Origin of the sequence: Gluconacetobacter takamatsuzukensis (assembly GCF_014174275.1) — a bacterium.
GTDB lineage: Bacteria > Pseudomonadota > Alphaproteobacteria > Acetobacterales > Acetobacteraceae > Gluconacetobacter > Gluconacetobacter takamatsuzukensis.
On sequence record NZ_JABEQK010000007.1, the window covers coordinates 175,022 to 193,583 of the forward strand.

Below are 18,562 nucleotides of genomic sequence, written 5' to 3' on the forward strand. Positions count from 1 at the left end.
AAATTCAGGTCAGGCCGGCAGGCCCAGCATCCGGCGGGTGGCCGCCATGGCATCGTCGAACGGCTGCCGGTCGCGGGTAAATTTCGCCAGCAGCGTCGCCCCCAGCCATAGCTGGTACACGGCAGCCGCCAGCGGCCGCGCCTCCTCCGCCACGGGCAGCGATCCATCCTGCCGCCCGGCGACGATAAAACGGGCCAGCCGGTCCACCACGGCGGTCGCCCCGTCCTGCAGGATCAGCCGCATCCGCTCCGACAGGTCGCAGACCTCGGCACCCAGCTTCACGGCCAGGCAATGGTCGTGCACCGTCCCGGCGACATGCGCATCGCGCCACTGGCCCAGATAGGTCATGAACCGCGTGCCGGCGGTGCCCTCCCGCTGCTCCAGCAACCCGTCGATCCGCGCCAGATAGGCCGTGAAATACTGCTCCAGCAACGCCTCGCCGAACGCCTCCTTCGAGGCGAAGTAATGATAGAACGACCCTTTGGGAATCTCCGCGGCACACAGGATCTCATTCAGCCCGACCGCCGAAAATCCCTTGCTGCCGATGATCGGCCGCGCCGTATCCAGGATATGGCGGCGCACATCGTGATGGACGGAAGCTGCGTTCATGCCCGGCAGACTATCCCGCATTAGACCAGTCGTCTAGTGCACCCATGCTCCGAAATACCCTCGGAGACCCCACCAGAAACACCCGACCGGAAACACCGGGCCGAAACGCCCGGCGCCCAGCCGCGCCGCAGCGGCCCCCCGGCCGCCCTTACCCTACCGCCACAGCGCCGCCAGCAGCGGAACCAGCAGCGCCGTCAGCAGCCCGTTCAGCCCGATCCCCAGCGCGGCGAAGGCCGCCCCCACCTCGTCCAGCGCGGCCACCTGCGCGGCGGCGATCCCGCTGCCGGCCACCCCGGCGGCCAGCCCATGCGCCCGCCAGTCGTCGATCTGGAAGCGCGCCAGCATATGCCGCCCGATGATGGCGGCCAGGATACCACCCAGGATCGCCAGCGACGCGGTCAGCGCCGGCACCCCGCCGATCTGGTCCGACACCGCCATGGCAATCGGCGTCGTCACCGCCTTGGGCGCCATCGACAGCGCCACGCTGCGCGACCCCCCCAGCAGCCAGACCAGCCCCACCCCGCTGATCACCGAGGTCAGGGACCCGGCCAGCAGCGCAAGGCCGATGCTCGACAGATGGCGCCGCACCAGCGCGAAATTCTCCGCCAGCGGCACCGCCAGCGCCACCGTCACCGGTCCCAGCAGGAAATGGATGAACTGCGCACCGGCAAAATAGGTGTCGTAGGTGGTCCCGGTCCCCAGCAGCGTCGCGCCCACGATCAGGATCGCGATCAGCACCGGGCTGGCAAAGGGCGACCCGCCGCAGGCCCGCTGCACCTGCCGGCCGACGACATAGGCCGCCAGCGTCACCACCAGCCACAGCAGCGGCGTGGCCGAAAGCGGCGTCCACAGATGATGCAGGGCCGCGTTCACGACACGCCCCCCTCATGGTCGGCGCCGTCGGCATGGGCGGGCCGCAGCGTCCAGTGCATGACCAGCGCGGTCACGATCAGGCTCAGGATCGTCGACCCCGCAACCGCCACCACGATCGGCAGCCATTCCTTGCGGATCACCCCGGCCTCGGCAATGATTCCCACCCCGGCGGGCACGAACAGCAGGCCCATATTGGCGATCAGCCCCTCCGCCACGGGCTTCAGCGGCGCGGGCGTCCGCCCGGTGCCGGTCCGCTTCGCGCGGATGCCCAGCACCAGCGCCAGCAGGAACATGCCGATGACCGGGCCGGGAATCGGCACCTGAAACGTGGCGCGCAGCAATTCGCCCACAAGCTGGCATCCGACAAGAACGAGCATCGCCGACGGCATCGCGGCCTCCCCTGGTGCAGGTCCCCTCGCCGGAGGACCGGTTCGCACGGGATAACAACATGATCGCGAAAATGCGACAGCCGAGACCGCCCGAACCCGCCCGAACGCTCTCGATCCGCCCCCCGCGCGCCTCGCCCTACGGCGCCGCCACCACCATGATCTCGATTTCCGGCGTCCCGCTGCCGCTCAGCTGGATGATCGCGCGCCCGGCCGGCAGCGCAAAATCGACCATCTTGCCGATGCTGCTGCATGCCGGCCCGTGCTCGTGGTGGGTCGAGGCAACGGCACTCCCCCCGCGCACCACATCCAGCCACGCGCGGGCGTTCAGCATCACCCGGTAGGTCCCGGCCACAGGCGCGTCGAAGGCCACCATGCCGCCCGAACTCACCGTCCCGCCCGGCTCGTCCGGCTGCAGGGCATAGCTCACATCCGGCGTCGCCCGCAGCGCCAGCATCACCGCCTGCCCGGGTGCCAGCACGGCGTGATCCAGCGCCGACACGGTGCCGGCCGCCGCCATGTGCGCGGGCACCGCCCATCCGCGCAGCGCCTCGGGCAGTGGCGGCGCCCCCGCCGCGCAATCCGGCGGCAGCGGCGCGGCCGCAGGCGGCGCGTCCGCCAGCGCGGGGGCCGACAGGGCAAGCCCGACCAGCAGCGCGGCCAGAGAGGGGATGACGAAGGGTCTCGCGCTTGCCATGATGCCGTCAGCCTTCCTGTATCGCTTTGGATGCGTGCCCGATTCTATACCCGGCGGCGCCGAAACCCGAAATCAAAGGCCGCCCCCGTCGCGGCCCGGCCGGATTCGCAAAGAATCCGCCGCCAATCGGCCCCCTTGGGGAGTCAAGCGTGAATCGTCGTCAAGCTGTGAATTGTTTCGCCCGACGGCGGCACCAAAAAGCGTACCGGAATCGCCGATATTCGGCGCTTCCTCTCTTGACTGCGCAAAAACGGCAGAAAACAGCCATTTTCGGAATCGCCCCCCTCGGCCCCCTCCCGACGATTATCCACAGATTCCGGGGGTACCCTTCTGGATAACTCTGTGGATGGCTTGTCCCGGAACAGGCCGCAACGCGCCGAACCCCGCCTTTCTTGGTTTGTTCCGCCGCCGCGCCCCTCCGGCATCGCATCGGCGGGCAGGGCGAAAAGACGCCCCGTCACCACGATACCCGCACCCACATCCCCCTCCGGCTGTGAATGGTTTTCCACCCGGGGCAGTCATAAAATTGACACGGAATCAAGGGCCTTTCGGCAGACGGATGAAATCAATCCAAGAATGGCGGAAAACCGCCATTTCTCCACTCGCCCCCCTCGGCCCCCTCCCGACGATTATCCACAGATTCCGGGGATACCCCTCTGGATAACTCTGTGGGCAGACGCCACTGGCGCTTGAATCGGACCAAGCTTGCCCTGTTCTTCCCGGTTTGTTCTCGCAACCCCGGCAAAAGGCCCGCACAAAAAAAAGAGGCCGGGCCCGAAGGCCCGGCCAAGGGGGGTTTTGCACAGCGGGTCGCTCTTATCCGATCGACGACACCCCGGCCATGAAATAATTGTGACATCGTGACGAACCGCTTCCCGCACCGGCCCGCTCACACCGCCTCACTCATCATGCCCGGCAGGCGGCAGGCTGTGCGGAAACGCGGCGGGATTGCAGAAGCCCAGCAGAATCCCCCCCAGCGCCACGGCAACGGCCAGCGGCGTCAGCACGCCGAACCCGGCATGGGTCAGCACCTGCCCGCCGGCGGCCGACCCCAGCAGAATACCTACGTTGCTGGCGGCATTGATCGCGGCGCCGGCCACGTCCGGGCGCGTCGCCCGGGCCCGGATCGCACCGGACATCACGAAGGGGATGATGGCCGAATAGCCGATGCACCACAGCCCCACGGCCCCCACCGCCGCCCAGCCGGACAGGATATGCCCGTACATCAGCCCCATGCCGATCAGCATGGCCAGCCCGCCGCCCAGCAGCCCGGCCCCCGGGTTGCGGTCCACGAACTGCCCGGCCCCCCACAGGCCGAGAATGCTCAGCGCCCCCGTCAGCAGCAGGGCGATGCTCAGCGTGCCGCTCGTCAGCCCATGGTCCAGCAGCAGCGGCGCCACATAGGTGTACAGCAGGTTGTGCGCGAAGAAGAACACGGCATCCACCGCCACCACGACCAGGAAGATCCGCATGACCTTCCGCGACGCAACCCCCGGCAGGCTGTTGCGCACATGCGCGGCGGCCGAAACCGGCGGCAGGAAAAACGCAATGCACAGCGTCAGCACGGCGGCCAGCGCGGTCATGACGAACATGGCGGTCCGCCACCCCGCCAGATGCCCCACCGCCGCCGCCCCCGGCACGCCCAGGATGGCCCCCAGCGAGGTCCCGCCATAGACGAACGAAATGGCCCGCCCCGTCATGCTCTGCGGCACCAGCCGCGCGGCATAGGCCGAAACGATCGACATCAGCAGCGCATGCGCCAGCCCCCCGATCAGCCGCCCGGCGCACAGCAGCGCAAAGGTCGGCGCCACCGCCATCACCAGGTTCGACAGCACATAGCCGGACAGCGAAACCAGCATCAGCCGCTTGCGGTCGATATGCGCGGTCATGATCGTCAGCGGCACGGCGCCCAGCGCCACCATCAGCGCAAAGGCGCTGACGGCCAGCCCCGCCTCGCCCTCGGGAATGCGGAAACCCTGCGCCATCTCGATCAGGATGCCGACAGGCGCCACTTCGCTGGTCAGCGCCGTGAAGGTACAGGCAAACAACGCCCACAGGCCGATGACGGCACTGGTCGGCAGGGTCTTGAAAAGCATGGGGGGACCTGTCGCGAATACAGAAACGGAAAATACGGTCTGACGCCGATTCTTCGAAAACCCTTCTGGCATCCCCGCCGCCGGAACGAAATAGCCAGTTTGCGAAAGGCTGAACCCCGCCCGGCACCCGGGGCCCCGGCCCCCTTTACCCCGCTTCCCCCCCTGCCGCCCCGGCAGCCTTCAGCAGCCAGTCGCGAAAGGTCCGAAAGGGTCCGTAGCTGCCATGGTTCGGCGGATAGGCCAGGTAATAGGCCCCCTCGCTGCGCAGCATCCCGCCCGGCAGCTCCACCAGCCGCCCGCTCTCCAGCAGGTCCGCGACCAGAAAGCGCGGCAGCAGCGCAACCCCCGCCCCGGCGGCGGCGGCCTGCGCGATGAAGGCGAACTGGTCGCACAACATGCCGTGCACCTTCAGCGCCTCCACCCCCTGCGCGGCAAACCACCTCTCCCACGCGTCGGGGCGTGAGACCAGATGCAGCAGCGGCGCCCCCAGCAGGTCGGCGGGGGTGCGAAAGGCATGGCGGGCCAGCAGCGCCGGGCTGCACGTCGCCACCACCTCTTCCGCCATCAGGAAATCCACCTCCGCCCCCGTCCACTCGGCCGCGCCGAAATGGATGGCGGCATGCAGTGTATCGCCCGAAAAATCGAAGGGCAGGGGCCGGGACATCAGGTTGATCGTAATGTCCGGGTGCGCACGCATGAAATCCGGCAGCCGGGGGGCCAGCCACTGGGCACCGAAGGTCGGCAGCACGCCCAGGTTGACGGCCCCCCCGGTCGGGTTGGCACGAAAGCCCAGCGTGGCGGTGGCGATATGGCGCAGCGCATCGCGAACCTCGCGGGCATAGGCCTCGCCCGCCAGCGTCAGGCGCACCGTCTGCCGGTCGCGGACAAACAGCCCGGCCCCCAATTGCTGCTCCAGCGCGCGGATATGCCGGCTGATCGCGCTCTGCGTCAGGTGCAGCTCCCGCGCGGCGGCGGTAAAGCTCTCCAGCCGCGCCGCCGCCTCGAAGGAATGCAGCAGCAGGGTAGGGGGCAGGAAACGTCGTGGAGTCGCCATGTCGGCCCGGGACCAGGTTGCGCGTGGGGCGGGTCATTCCAGATCCGCATGATGTCAGCTTCCTTTATCGTTTGAAAGGCGACGCGCCCTCGCGAATGATGTGGAATCGGAATAAGAGGCATGCCGCGCAGCGGTACCCCGACGGGGCGGGGATGGTGTGAACAAGACCGGGATGATCAGCGCGGACGAAATCCGGGCCCGCTTCGCGCGGGCCATGTCGGACATGTACCGTCAGGAAGTACCGCAATACGGCACGCTGACCGACCTGGTGGCGCGCATCAACGCACAGGTCCTGCAAGCCGACCCGGCCCTCAGGGCTCGGCTGGCGGCCACCGGCGCGCTGGACCGGCTGGATGTGGAACGCCACGGCGCCATCCGGCTGGGCACGGCGGCCGAACTGGCCACCATGCGCCGCCTGTTCGCCGTCATGGGCATGGCCCCGGTGGGCTATTACGACCTGTCGGCGGCGGGCATCCCGGTCCATTCCACCGCCTTCCGGCCGGTGGACGACGCGGCCCTGGCCCGCAATCCGTTCCGTGTCTTCACCTCCCTGCTGCGGCTGGACCTGATCGCGGACACCGCCCTGCGGGCCGAGGCCGAACGCATCCTCGCGGCCCGGCACATCTTCACCCCCGGCGCGCTGGCCCTGATCGCGCAAGCCGAGGCCGAAGGCGGCCTTGCCGACGCGCAGGCCGACCTGTTCGTGCGCGAGGCGCTGGAAACCTTCCGCTGGCACCGCGAGGCCACGGTCAGCGCCGCCACCTACCGCCGCCTGCACGACGCACATCGCCTGATCGCGGACGTGGTGTGCTTCAAGGGCCCGCATATCAACCACCTCACGCCCCGCACGCTGGATATCGACGCGGCCCAGGCCGAAATGCCCGCCTGCGGCATGCGGGCCAAGGACGTGGTCGAGGGCCCGCCCCGCCGCGCCTGCCCGATCCTGCTGCGCCAGACCAGCTTCGCGGCGCTGGAGGAACCGATCCTGTTCCGCGACGACGCCGGCACGGGCCAGGGTGGCTGCCACACCGCCCGCTTCGGCGAGATCGAACAGCGCGGCATGGCCCTGACCCCGAAGGGCCGGGCCCTGTACGACCGCCTGCTGCGCACGGCGCGCGACGACGGGCCGGCCGACCAGCCCTATGCCACGCGGCTGCAACGCGCCTTCACCCGGTTTCCGGATTCCGAGGACGAACTGCGCACGCAGGGCCTCGCCTATTTCCGCTACGCCCCGGCCGGCGCCTCCCTGCCGCCGGGCCTGTCGGCCGACGCCCCGATCGACGACCTGGTGCGCGCCGGCGCGGCCGTGGCCACGCCCATCACCTACGAGGACTTCTTGCCCGTCAGCGCGGCCGGCATCTTCCGCTCCAACCTGGGCGGCGGCGGCGGGGCGGACTACGCGGCCAACGCCGACCGCGCGGGCTTCGAGGCCGCGCTGGGCGCCGCGGTGCAGGACGAATGCACCCTCTACGCGGCGATCCAGGACCAATCCATCGCCGCCACCCGCCACGCCCTGCACGGCGCGGCCTCCGCGTGATCCGGGGCCATCGCGGCCCCCGATGAAAAGAACCCCAAGAAGCCACCGATGAAAAACGACCCCCGCAGCCATGGATTGTGGGAGCACTCTGCTCCCCCTCCGCCCGCCACCATGCCCCTGGCCGGGGATATCGAGGCCGACATCGCCATCGTCGGCGCGGGCTATACCGGCCTGTCGGCCGCCCTCCACCTGGCCTCGGCCGGCGTGTCGGTGGTGGTGCTGGAGGCCGAGGAGGTCGGGTTCGGCGGCTCCGGCCGCAATGTCGGGCTGGTCAATGCCGGCCTGTGGGTCATGCCCAGCAACGTCATCGCCGGCCTGGGGCCGGTCCACGGCCCGCGCATCCTCCGCCTGCTGGGCGACGCGCCCTCCGTGGTGTTCGACCTGGTGGCGCAGCACGGCATGGCGTGCGAGGCCGAACATACCGGCACGCTGCATTGCGGGGTGGGCAATATGGGCCTGGTCAGCCTCAAGGAACGCACGCGCCAGTGGCAGCGCCTGGGCGCCCCCGTCCGCCTGCTGGACCGCGACGAAACGCGCGAGAAGGTCGGCAGCCGCGCCTATGCCGGCGCGCTGCTGGACGCCCGGGCCGGCACCATCCAGCCGCTGGCCTACGCGCGCGGCCTGGCGGCGGCGGCCCTGGGGGCAGGGGCACGGATTCACACCGCCAGCCCCGTCCTCTCCGCGGCGCAGGAAGCCGGACGCTGGCGCCTGCGGACCGGCTCCGGCAGCGTGCGCGTCGAAAAGATCATCGTGGCCACCAACGCGTATACGAAGGCCGATACCGCTACGCTGTGGCCCGAAATCCGGACCGAGCTGATCCATCTGCCCTATTTCAACATCGCCACGGTACCGCTGGACGCCGCCCAACTGGCCACGGTCCTGCCGAAGAAGCAGGGCGCGTGGGATACGAAGAACATCCTGACCTCCTTCCGGCTCGACCGCGCCGGCCGCCTGGTCATCGGCAGCGTGGGCGCGCTGCGCGGGGCAGGGCAGGCCGTGCACCGGCACTGGGCGGCCCGCGCCCTGGCGCGGATCTACCCCCAGCTCGCGGGGATAGGGTTCGAGAGCGAATGGTTCGGCAGCATCGGCATGACGGTCGACGACCTGCCCCGCCTGCATCGCCCGGCGGAAAACGTGGTGTCCATCAGCGGCTATAACGGGCGCGGCATCGCCCCCGGCACGGTCTTCGGCCGCGTGCTGGCCGATTTCACGCGCGGCGTGGTATCCGAGTCCGAACTGCCCCTGCCGGTCACGAACGCCGTCCCGGCACGCGCAAGATGGGCGCGAGAGGCATTGTACGAATATGGCTCGGCCGCCGCGCATCTGGTCGCGGCGCGATTTTAGGAAGGAAAGGGCTCTTCTTTTTCTGAAGAAAAAGAACAAAGAACCCAGCACGCATGAAGCAAGAAAGCGAAGAGACGATGACAAACCTGATAGCTTCCGAGGTGCACGACCTGCTGGTACGCCTGGGCGTCCCGGCCGCGCGGTTCACGGGCGGCACGCTGGCCGTGCGCTCCCCCGTGACGGGCGAGGAAATCGCGCGGGTGGTCGAAAGCAGCGCGGACGACGCGCGCCGCACGATCGGCGCGGCGGCCGAGGCCTTCAAGGCATGGCGCCGCGTCCCCGCGCCGCGCCGTGGCGAGCTGGTGCGCCTGCTGGGCGAGGAACTGCGCGCCAGCAAGGCCGCGCTGGGCCGCCTGGTCACGCTCGAGGTCGGCAAGGTAGTGTCCGAGGGCCTGGGCGAGGTCCAGGAAATGATCGATATCTGCGACTTCGCGGTCGGCCTGTCGCGCCAGCTCTACGGCCTGACGATCCAGTCGGAACGCCCGGATCACCGCCTGACCGAGCAATGGCACCCGGCGGGCGTGGTCGGCGTGATCTCGGCCTTCAATTTCCCGGTGGCGGTCTGGTCGTGGAACGCGGCGCTGGCCTTCGTCTGCGGCGACCCGGTGGTGTGGAAACCTTCGGAAAAGACCCCGCTGACCGCGCTGGCGGTGCAGGCCCTGTTCGACCGCGCGGTGTCCCGCTTCGGCGACGACGCGCCGGCGGGTCTCGGCACGCTGCTGATCGGCGGGCGCGAGATCGGCGAACTGCTGGTGGACGACCCGCGCGTGCCGGTCGTCTCGGCCACCGGCTCCACCCGCATGGGCCGCGTCGTGGGCGAGCGCGTGGCGCGCCGCTTCGGCAAGTCGATCCTGGAACTGGGCGGCAACAACGCCTCCATCGTCACGCCGTCGGCCGACCTGGAACTGACGCTGCGCGCGGTGGCCTTCGGCGCCATGGGCACGGCCGGTCAGCGCTGCACCACCCTGCGCCGCCTGATCGTGCACGAAAGCGTCTATGACGCGCTGGTGCCCCGCCTGACGCAGGTCTACCAGCGCATCTCGGTCGGCAGCCCGATCGACAGCGACGCGCTGGTGGGCCCGCTGATCGACGGCGCGTCGTTCGAGGCCATGCAGGCCACCCTGCGCGACGCCACGGCCCATGGCGGCATCGTGCATGGCGGCGGCCGGGTCGACGTCAACGGCCCCGGCTCGTTCTACGCCCGCCCCGCCCTGGTGGAAATGCCCGCCCAGACCGGCCCGGTCCGTCAGGAAACCTTCGCCCCGATCCTGTATGTTCTCAAATACACCGATCTGGAAGACGCCATCGCGTTGCAGAACGACGTGCCCCAGGGCCTGTCCTCCTCCATCTTCGGCAACGATCTGCGCGAGATCGAGCAGTTCCTGTCCGGTTCGGGCTCCGATTGCGGCATCGCCAACGTCAACATGGGCCCCTCCGGCGCCGAAATCGGCGGCGCCTTCGGCGGCGAGAAGGAAACCGGCGGCGGCCGCGAATCCGGCTCCGACGCCTGGCGCGCCTATATGCGCCGCCAGACCAACGCCATCAATTACGGCCGCACCCTCCCGCTGGCCCAGGGCGTCACCTTCGACATCGGCTGACACGGCAGGTCGGGGCGAAATGCCCCGACCGCCGCCATAAGTGAAGACAGCAGGGGCGACCAAACGCCTCCCACCCCGCAGGCCGCGTTTGCAAACGCCTTCGAAGCCCAATGCGGGCAAAACGTGCATGCTAGGCCCGCTTGTGGTCGATCTGCTTGTCACCTGCCTGCAAATGACAGAACCGCCACGCGGCGAGCCCGTTCACCCACCAGATCCCGAAACGTCCATGACAAGAGACGTGCCCGGCGCCGAAGCCTGTCTCCTGTTATATCGTGCGATCGGCGACGACGTGCAGTGGGATCACCGCCTCCATATGTCTCATGGCGCACTGGTCCGGTTTCTCGATGCCGCCTCGACCCATGTTTACGTTCTCAGACGGAATGACGAAGCCGTTGGCCTGTGCGAATTCGAAGGCGTGGGCCCGCCCGATGTCGAACTCGTTCACTTTGGAATTGTCCCGGCCCTGCAAAGGCGCGGACTCGGCCGATATCTCCTGGACCGGGCACTGCGCGCGATATGGTCATATGGGCCTCGCCGCATATGGCTCCATACCGACACCAACGATCACCGCAATGCCCTGGCAACCTACATGCGCGCAGATTTCAGGATATACCAACGGCAGGTAGAGACCTTTCCGGATTAGATAATACGGAACACGCCCGGCAAATCCGTCGTCAGGCCGCCGCTACCGGGGCTTTTGAAACAGCCTCGATAGCGGAATAAAGCAGACCTGCTCTAGATAAGCGACTTCGCCCGCGCCACGGCCGCCGTGCAGATCTTGCCCTGGTCGGGCAGGCTCAGCTTCGTGATCGTCGAAACCGCACCGGCAACGACAAACTCTCCGCTCGACCCGACCGCATAATCCACATTGCCCGCCTGGCCCGGCGGCACGGCATTCGTCTTCGCGTTCAGCGACGTCTGAAGGGCATCCCCATCGGCATGCGAGACAAGGCTGGTCTCGATACAGTAATTCACGATACCGGCAAGATTGACCGGCGAGATCGCGGCAACCGCCGCAGGAACGACGGGCGCCTCGGCACTCATGATGGGCGCCTTCTCATCGGCACGCGCCGCGAGAGACATCATCGAGAACCCGGCCACGGCGGCAAATGCCGCGACGGCGCGCGGAGAAAAACGGACCATGCGAAGCTCCTTCATTCTCCGGGCAGGGTGCGGGAACCTCCCCCAGCGCGCAACGCATCATGACGGCAAACAGTTATACATGATTTTGGCAAAACGATCTTTCCCAAGTCATGCGCTATTTCACGACGTGCCATGCAGATTTCACGACCGCAAATCCGCCATGCCACCCGCCGCGTCCGACCGCCGGCATCACATGGATTCGCGCTCGCTCAGCCGCGCCATGGCCCGGATTTCGGCCAGCGTCGCGCGATCCTGCGTATCCGCGCCCGTGACCAGATAGGTCTCGGGCGGCAGCAGTTCCGAATAGAAGTTGCGCAACGTGCCGACGATCGGCGCCACACGCGGGTCGGCCACCCGGTAGAAGACATGTTTCGCCTCCCGCCGCGAGGCAATCAGGCCGGCCTCCCGCAACGTCGTCAATTGCTGCGAGAGCGTGGGCTGATGAATGTCGAGCATCGTCTCGATCTGCATCACCGACAGTTCCCCCTCCAGCAGCAGGCACAAGATCGCGAGCCGATACGGGTTGCCGAGCACGCGCATGAAGGCGCTGGCAGCCCCGATATCCCGACAGATGACTGATGCCTTCATGCCAACCCCACCCCGCGATCACGCCGCACCGCCCCGCTTGACGCTGCGTCACGGGGAACGTTATATAAAATTATATATTAACCACGATGCCATTGAGAGATGCCTCCGAGAATAGCCCCGGAGCTTTCTCGCTGTCGAGCAACGCAGCCATCGCGGAAACGAGGGGGAGGGGGCCAGTCCATGACCATGCGTATCGGAAACCATCCCAATAACCTGCATCTGTTCCTCGCCGCCCAGTGGCCCGGTTTTCTCGACGGTCTGGACGCCGCCTTCGTTCCCTATGCCGAGGGCCGGGCCAGCGCCGCCCTGCTGGCCACGGGCGAAATCGATATCTGCGGCACGGGATCGACCCCACCCATCCTGGCACAGGCCGAGGGCGCCGACATCGCCTACCTCGCCGCCTCGGCCCCCCGGCCGGCCAACGGGGCGCTCGTCGTCGGGGCCGATGCCGCGCCGATGCGGGCGGCAGACCTGCGCGGCAGGCGGATCGCGCTGCTCGACGGCTCGTTCCATACCTATCTCCTGGCCCGCGTCCTCGAAGATGCCGGCCTGGCCCTGTCCGACGTCGTCCGGGTGGAACTCTCGCCGGCCGCCTCCATGCGGGCGCTGAATCGCGGCGAGGTCGATGCCTGGATCGCAATGGCCCCGCATCTCGACCGCGCACTCGCCGACGGCACCATCCGCCTGCTGGCCCGATGCGGCGATTTCATCCCCAACCGCTCGGTCTTCTGGACCCTGCGCGGCCGCCTCCCCGACGCCGCGCTCGACCGGTTTGTCGAACGGCTGGCGCTGCTTGGGCAGCAGATCGCGGCCGACCCCGACCGCGCGGCAAGGCTGCTGGCCGAAACCGACGACCCCGACGATATCGGGGCATGGCGCCGCATCGTGTCCGCCCGCGACTGGCGCATGACGCCCGCCGACGCCCCCATCCTGGCCGAACAGCAGCAGGAGGCGGATATCCTGTACCGCCACGGCGCGCTCCCGGCCCCGGTCAGCGTCGCGGCCGCCGCACGCCGGCCCCATCGCCCCTGACGCGGGGCGCCCCAAAGTCGGAGAAGATCATGAACGTCCTCTGGTATATGTGCGCGCCCGACGGCGCCTATCCATGGCGGCCGGAGGGATCGCGCCAGGTCGATTACGGCTATTTCCGGCAACTGGCCCTGGCATACGACCATCTGGGCTATACCGGCGCGCTGTTCGCAACCGGCTCGCACGATGTCTGGGTTCTCGCCTCGGCCCTGCTGCCCCTGACCGAGCGCATGAAGTTCCTGGTCGCGATTCATCCCGGCCTGGTCCCGGTCACGCTGCTGGCCAAGATGGCCGCCACCCTCCAGGAATTTTCCAACGGCCGCCTGATGCTGAACATCGTGTCCGGCGACGCCCGGATGCTCGGCGCCTACGGCATGGATCTCGCCCACGACGCGCGCTACGACATGGCCGACGAATATCTGGCCGTCTGGCACCGGCTGATGCGCGGCGAAACGGTGACCCATTCCGGCCCCTACGTGAAGGTGACCGACGCGCGGGTCGCCATGCCCGTCGGCACCTCCATCGCGCCGCCGCCGCTCTGGTTCGGCGGCTCGTCCGATGCCGCGATCGCGGTCGCCGCCCGCCATGTCGATACCTACCTGTCATGGGGCGAAACCCCCGAGCAGATGGGCGCCAAGATCGCACAGGTGCGCCAGGCGGCCGAACGCGCGGGCCGAACACTCTCTTTCGGCATCAGGCTCTATGTCATCGTCCGCCGCACGGACGCGGAAGCGTGGGAGGCCGCGTCGTTCCTCTACGACCAGATGGATGAGGACTCGATCCGCGCGAACCAGGCCCTGCTCAGGAATACCGATTCCGTCGGCCAGCAGCGCATGTCCGCCTTGCACGGCGGCATCAAGCCGCCATCGCCGCGCGCGCTGGAGGTCGCACCCAACCTGTGGTCCGGCATCGGCCTGGTCCGCCCGGGTCCGGGAACGGCCATCGTCGGCTCGCCCGATACCGTGATCCGCACCATGGAAGCCTATCGCGCGGTCGGGGTGGATACCTTTATCCTCTCCGGCATGCCATTGCTGGAAGAAGCCTATCGTTTCGGCGAAATGGTCCTGCCCCGGCTGCCCGTCGAACGCGCGGAACGGTCGGCGAAACGCTTCACCTGGTCGACCCTGTTCGACCGCGCATCCGATCAGACGCCCGGAGCATCCCGATGATCCTCGACGAACGCACCTACGCCATCCATCCCGCCCATGTGAAAGATTATCTCGACCTGTACGTGGCCGAGGGCATGGAATTGCAGGTCAGCCATCTCGGCCACCTCGTCGGCTGGTTCACGACCGATATCGGAACCGTCAACGAAGTCGTGCATATCTGGCGCTATGAAGACCTGGCCGATCGCGAGCGGCGGCGGCAGGCCATGGAGCAGGACCCCCGCTGGCAGGCCTTCCGCGCCAGGGCGGCCGGCTACGTGCAGACGATGCGCAGCCGAATCCTCCGCCCCACGGCCTTCTCGCCCATGCGCTAGGCCGGCGCCTTCCCCGACCCATGATCCCCAAAGGCGCGAGGCGGCACATGCACGGCATGAACAGACGAACGGCCCTGTTCTCGGCCGCCATGCTGCTTCTGGGGCGCGGCGCAGGCCGCGCGGCCGACGCGCCCGCTGCGGTGCGGATCGGCTGGCTGAAAGGGGCCAGCGACCTGACCCTGAGCAAGGCGCGCGGCACGATCGAGCGCGCGCTGGCGGCCCAGGGCGTCGCCACGCAATGGGCCGGCCCGTTCGCCGCCGCGGCCCCGGCCGTGCAGGCCCTGGCCGCCGATGCGATCGACATCACCGTCGGCGGCTCGACCTCCAGCGTGGCGGCCCTGGCCGCCGGCGCGCCGATCGCCCTCTTCGCGTATCAGAAGATGGCGGCGGGGGCCGAGGCAATCGTCGTCAAGGCAGACGCGCCCATCACGACCATCGCGCAGCTGGCCGGCCGCAAGGTGGCCGTCAACAAGGGCGGAACGGGCGAATACCTGCTGCTCCGGGCGCTGGAAACCGCCGGGCTCGACCCCGCGCGCGTCAAGCGGGTCTATCTTCCCCCCAATACGGCCGCCGGCGCGTTCGATGCCGGCTATGTCGATGCGTGGGCGACGTGGGACCCATACCTGACCCTGGCCCTGCGCGACGGCCACGCCCGCATCCTGGCCGATGGCGGCGCCATCCGGTCCGACAACGCCATCACGACCATCGCCAGCCGCAATTTCGTCGCCCACAGGCCCGCCCTCCTGCGCATCGTCCTTGCGGCGCTCGAAGAGGATAATCGCTGGGCCGTGGCCCACCCCGACCAGGCGGGCGCCATCTGGGCCGCCATCATGGGCCTCCCTCCCGACACCGCACCGGCACTGGGCAGGAACAACGCCGTCCCCACCCATGCGCCCACGGCCGCCGATGTCGCGCAGATCGCCCGCATCGCCGATTGCTACGTGGCGAATCACATCATCGCCCAGCGCCCCGATCTCGCATCCGCAATCGTGGAATTCCCAGCCGCACGCTGAAGTCCGCCGCAGACGGCACGCAACCGGGCCCGGTCCGCCGAAATCCGGCGCCCGGCCGCCTTCACGCGCCCGAATAGTATATAAAAATATATATTGACCACGCCGAAAAGGCATCCTACCAATGCGTGTGATATAAATTACACAAAAATAAAAGTGAATACAGCACGCATCGCCGTCCGGCCCCCGTCAGCCCCGTCGCCAAGGAATACAAGATGAGGTCGCCTCTGTTTTCATCTGCCTCCACGCTTGCGTTCACGCTCGGGGCGATCTGTGCGGGCCTCCCCTCCGACCGCGCGGCGGCGGCCCCAACCGACCGGCCGGCGCACAAGGCCCGTCCGGCGCCCGCCCGCCCCGCCCACAAGCCCGCGCCACCGCCGGCCACACCCCCGGCCGAGGAAAGTGTCGCCGTGGTCGCGCAGCGTCGCAGCCAGCCGATGCAGGACGTGCCGATCACCCTCTCGGTCGTCACGGCGGACCAGATGCTCAGGGACGCGCAGTTCAACCGCACCAGCGACGTGGTCAAGTTCGTGCCGAACGCACAGGCCCAACCCACCGAAGGGCCGGAGCGCCCCCGCTGGTTCATCCGCGGCATCGGCACCAACAGCACGGTCGCCAACAGCGTCAACCCGGTCGGCATCTATTACGACGACGTGTATATCGCCAACGTCTATAACCAGGGCTTCCCGCTTTTCGATCTCGCACAGGCCGAAATCCTGCGCGGCCCACAGGGCACCCTGTGGGGCAAGAACGCCAATGGCGGGGCCATCGACTATATCTCCCGCGCGCCCGAATTCAGCCGCAGCGGGTTCGTGAAATTTGGTTACGGAAGCTTCAACCATTCGCAGGAGCAAGCTGCCGTCGGCGGCACCCTGATCCCCGGCAAGGTCGCCGGCCGGTTCTCGTTCTATGCCGACAATACCGATGGCTGGCAGAAGAATCTCTACGACGGCACCCGCCCCGGCGGCGGCCTGGACACCGCCGCGCGCGGCCAGTTGCTGATCACGCCCGACGACGACCTCAAGATCCTGCTGAACGCCCATTTCCGCCGCTACGAAGGCACCGTCCTGCCGCAACCCTATGTCGCCGATTCCACGACCATGGGCGGCGGGTTCGGCAACCCGGCCACGGTCTACATGCCGGGCTACAACACGCCCCAGTCGGTTCCCCACCTGAAATACGATCAGGTCTACACCATTCCCGCCCCCGAGGCCCTGCGCGAATATGGCGGCCTGTCGCGCATAACCCTGACGAAACCCGGCTATACGCTGACCTCGATCACGGCGGCCGAAACCAACGACCGCACGCAGGGCCAAAGCTACCCCGACCTCGCACCGCCCCCGGGGCAGGTGCCCTATATCCGTTCCCTCAACACCGGAAATTACTGGCAGGCTACCGAGGAACTGCATATCGCCTCCCCCAAGGAACGGCGCTTTCTCTGGATGGCCGGCCTCTACGGGTTTCTCGAACATCTGAACAGCCTCAACGCCACGGCCTATTACGCCTACCCCGTCAACGCGGCGGGCGTGCAGCAGCCTCTGTCGGTTCCCCCCTACAGCAATTACCATTACGACCAGAACTGGAAAAGCGGCTCGGCCTTCGCCAACAGTTCCTACCAGATCACGAAAAAGCTCAAGGCCAGCGCCGGCGTCCGCTGGTCGATCGAACATATCGACATCCAGGAACGCTATTACGCCGCATCCCCCGCCAGCGGCCCGGCCACGGGAACCGACCTGCGGCAGATCCCCGGCAACGCACCGCTGACCTATGCGCCACGTGATCACAATACTTTCCGCAACTGGACAGCCGATTTCACGCTCGACTACGCCTTCACCCGCGACGCGATGGCCTATTTCCGCTTCGCATCGGGCAAGATGCCGGGAAATTACGGCTTCAGCGGATACACGCGCGTCCCCGGCCAGACCATTTCAGCCGTGCAGATCTTCCAGCTCAACCCCGAGGCGATCAATTCCTACGAACTGGGCGTCAAGAGCCAGTGGTTCGGCCACAAGCTGACGGCCAACGCCGATATCTTCCGCTACGATTACACCAACGCCCTCGTCAACGTGCCGACATCGATCGGCTCGGGCATTACGGCAGTCATCTACAAGAATGCCGGGGCCGCCCTCATCCAGGGCGCGGAGGTCCAGCTCGACGCCGCACCCGTCGCCGGGCTGCATGTGGGCAGCAATATCGGCATCCTGCACGCGCGCTACACGTCGCAGGAATCCCCCTCCGACGGCATATTGGGCGCCCGCATCCCGCGCTCGCCGCATATCAGCCTGACCGGCTACATCAACTACAATATTCCCCTGCCGCGCGGCAGCGTCACCCTCGGCGGCGATTTCCAGCTTTATACGAAACAGTATTTCTTCACCTCGGTCGCAACCCAGACGCAGGACGACCTGTTGCAGCAGCGCGCATACAGCCTCGTCAACGCGCATGTGACATGGTTCCCGCTGAAGACCCGGCGCCTGTCCTTCGACGCCTCGGTGCTCAACGTGGCCAATACCGGCTATCGAACGCTGTCGATCACGCCCTTCAACGGCGTCACCGCCTTCACCTACGGCCAGCCCCGCAGCTTCTTCCTCCAGGGCGCCTACCAGTTCTAGCGCGCCAGTGCCGCCACCGCCTGCCGCGTCGCCTCGGTCAGCGGCGCCGGCAGCGCCCCCAGCGAAAACCACCCCCAGTCCGCCAGCGCATCCGGCTCGCGGATCGCCGGGATGCCGTCGCGGATGGCGGCCAGAAAGACCGGGGCAACCCAATGGCTGGCACGCGCCCGGTCGATCTGGTCGACGACGCACAGCAGCCGGGTCAGGCCGATGACGATGCCCAGCTCCTCCCCGATCTCGCGGATCACGGCATCGGCAACCGTCTCGTAGGGGTCCAGCTTGCCGCCCGGCAGCCCCCAATGGCCGGCCTCCGGCTCGCGCCGGCGCAGGACCAGCAGCAGCCTGCCGTCGTCCAGGATGGCGGCGCCGCAGCCCACGCGGGGGGAGGGGAGAATGCTGTCAGTCATGGCCGCCACCATAACCAGAAGAGGGACAAAAATGGAAACGATCCGTTTCCGGCATTTTTGTTATTGTATTGCGGCGCGTCCGCTATGTGTGGATGGAGC

General features: G+C 67.8%; 18 protein-coding genes. 9 read left to right on the plus strand and 9 right to left on the minus strand.

Translation table 11 applies throughout. From position 1 onward, the window contains the following. Nucleotides 1-9: 9 nt before the first annotated feature. The 6 genes from HLH27_RS10735 to HLH27_RS10760 form a co-directional block, all read right to left on the minus strand. On the minus strand, nucleotides 10-609 hold the full coding sequence (locus HLH27_RS10735; RefSeq protein WP_182950019.1) for a TetR/AcrR family transcriptional regulator: 600 nt from the start codon (nucleotides 607-609) through the stop codon (nucleotides 10-12). A gap of 153 nt (nucleotides 610-762) precedes the next feature. Next, nucleotides 763-1,482, minus strand: a complete 720-nt coding sequence (locus HLH27_RS10740; protein WP_182950020.1) for an LrgB family protein — start codon at nucleotides 1,480-1,482, stop codon at nucleotides 763-765. Further along, a complete protein-coding gene (locus tag HLH27_RS10745; protein ID WP_182950021.1) occupies nucleotides 1,479-1,871 on the minus strand; it encodes a CidA/LrgA family protein in 393 nt (130 codons plus the stop codon). The genes HLH27_RS10740 and HLH27_RS10745 overlap by 4 nt, the downstream gene beginning before the upstream one ends. A gap of 136 nt (nucleotides 1,872-2,007) precedes the next feature. After that, a complete protein-coding gene (locus tag HLH27_RS10750; RefSeq protein WP_182950022.1) occupies nucleotides 2,008-2,565 on the minus strand; it encodes a hypothetical protein in 558 nt (185 codons plus the stop codon). An 899-nt stretch (nucleotides 2,566-3,464) separates the two neighbouring features. Further along, on the minus strand, nucleotides 3,465-4,661 hold the full coding sequence (locus HLH27_RS10755) for an MFS transporter (RefSeq protein ID WP_182950023.1): 1,197 nt from the start codon (nucleotides 4,659-4,661) through the stop codon (nucleotides 3,465-3,467). Nucleotides 4,662-4,806: 145 nt separating this feature from the next. Beyond that, complete coding sequence (locus HLH27_RS10760) at nucleotides 4,807-5,715, minus strand: LysR substrate-binding domain-containing protein (RefSeq protein WP_182950024.1); 909 nt, start codon at nucleotides 5,713-5,715, stop codon at nucleotides 4,807-4,809. 157 nt (nucleotides 5,716-5,872) lie between these two features. On the opposite strand from HLH27_RS10760, the gene hglS reads away from it, so the two are divergent. The 4 genes from hglS (at nucleotide 5,873) to HLH27_RS17350 (ending at nucleotide 10,837) form a co-directional block, all read left to right on the plus strand. Continuing rightward, nucleotides 5,873-7,252, plus strand: coding sequence for a 2-oxoadipate dioxygenase/decarboxylase HglS (hglS, locus tag HLH27_RS10765; protein WP_338029888.1), 1,380 nt, complete (start codon nucleotides 5,873-5,875; stop codon nucleotides 7,250-7,252). Between the two features lie 48 nt (nucleotides 7,253-7,300). Next, on the plus strand, nucleotides 7,301-8,596 hold the full coding sequence (locus tag HLH27_RS10770) for an NAD(P)/FAD-dependent oxidoreductase (protein WP_182950025.1): 1,296 nt from the start codon (nucleotides 7,301-7,303) through the stop codon (nucleotides 8,594-8,596). A gap of 77 nt (nucleotides 8,597-8,673) precedes the next feature. Next, complete coding sequence (amaB, locus tag HLH27_RS10775) at nucleotides 8,674-10,194, plus strand: L-piperidine-6-carboxylate dehydrogenase (protein ID WP_182950026.1); 1,521 nt, start codon at nucleotides 8,674-8,676, stop codon at nucleotides 10,192-10,194. Between the two features lie 313 nt (nucleotides 10,195-10,507). After that, a complete protein-coding gene (locus tag HLH27_RS17350; RefSeq protein ID WP_408870831.1) occupies nucleotides 10,508-10,837 on the plus strand; it encodes a GNAT family N-acetyltransferase in 330 nt (109 codons plus the stop codon). Nucleotides 10,838-10,929: 92 nt separating this feature from the next. On the opposite strand, the gene HLH27_RS10785 is transcribed toward HLH27_RS17350, so the two are convergent. Both HLH27_RS10785 and HLH27_RS10790 read right to left on the minus strand, forming a co-directional pair. Continuing rightward, nucleotides 10,930-11,337, minus strand: coding sequence for an alcohol dehydrogenase (locus HLH27_RS10785; protein WP_182950027.1), 408 nt, complete (start codon nucleotides 11,335-11,337; stop codon nucleotides 10,930-10,932). Nucleotides 11,338-11,526: 189 nt separating this feature from the next. Beyond that, complete coding sequence (locus HLH27_RS10790; protein WP_182950028.1) at nucleotides 11,527-11,925, minus strand: ArsR/SmtB family transcription factor; 399 nt, start codon at nucleotides 11,923-11,925, stop codon at nucleotides 11,527-11,529. A gap of 180 nt (nucleotides 11,926-12,105) precedes the next feature. On the opposite strand from HLH27_RS10790, the gene HLH27_RS10795 reads away from it, so the two are divergent. The 5 genes from HLH27_RS10795 (at nucleotide 12,106) to HLH27_RS10815 (ending at nucleotide 18,056) form a co-directional block, all read left to right on the plus strand. After that, nucleotides 12,106-12,957: an ABC transporter substrate-binding protein gene (locus tag HLH27_RS10795; protein WP_220790374.1), complete on the plus strand. Its 852-nt coding sequence runs from the start codon at nucleotides 12,106-12,108 to the stop codon at nucleotides 12,955-12,957. Between the two features lie 29 nt (nucleotides 12,958-12,986). Beyond that, nucleotides 12,987-14,123 carry an LLM class flavin-dependent oxidoreductase gene (locus HLH27_RS10800; RefSeq protein ID WP_182950029.1) on the plus strand — a complete coding sequence of 379 codons (1,137 nt, stop codon included), beginning with the start codon at nucleotides 12,987-12,989 and terminating at the stop codon, nucleotides 14,121-14,123. Further along, nucleotides 14,120-14,434 carry an NIPSNAP family protein gene (locus HLH27_RS10805; RefSeq protein ID WP_182950030.1) on the plus strand — a complete coding sequence of 105 codons (315 nt, stop codon included), beginning with the start codon at nucleotides 14,120-14,122 and terminating at the stop codon, nucleotides 14,432-14,434. The genes HLH27_RS10800 and HLH27_RS10805 overlap by 4 nt, the downstream gene beginning before the upstream one ends. Before the next feature lie 56 nt (nucleotides 14,435-14,490). Continuing rightward, nucleotides 14,491-15,447, plus strand: a complete 957-nt coding sequence (locus tag HLH27_RS10810) for an aliphatic sulfonate ABC transporter substrate-binding protein (RefSeq protein ID WP_182950031.1) — start codon at nucleotides 14,491-14,493, stop codon at nucleotides 15,445-15,447. Nucleotides 15,448-15,659: 212 nt separating this feature from the next. Further along, nucleotides 15,660-18,056: a TonB-dependent receptor gene (locus HLH27_RS10815; RefSeq protein ID WP_182950032.1), complete on the plus strand. Its 2,397-nt coding sequence runs from the start codon at nucleotides 15,660-15,662 to the stop codon at nucleotides 18,054-18,056. Here HLH27_RS10815 and HLH27_RS10820 read toward each other — a convergent pair. Next, a complete protein-coding gene (locus HLH27_RS10820) occupies nucleotides 18,053-18,463 on the minus strand; it encodes an NUDIX domain-containing protein (protein ID WP_182950033.1) in 411 nt (136 codons plus the stop codon). The two genes, HLH27_RS10815 and HLH27_RS10820, sit on opposite strands and share 4 nt — an antisense overlap. Nucleotides 18,464-18,562 lie beyond the last annotated feature (99 nt).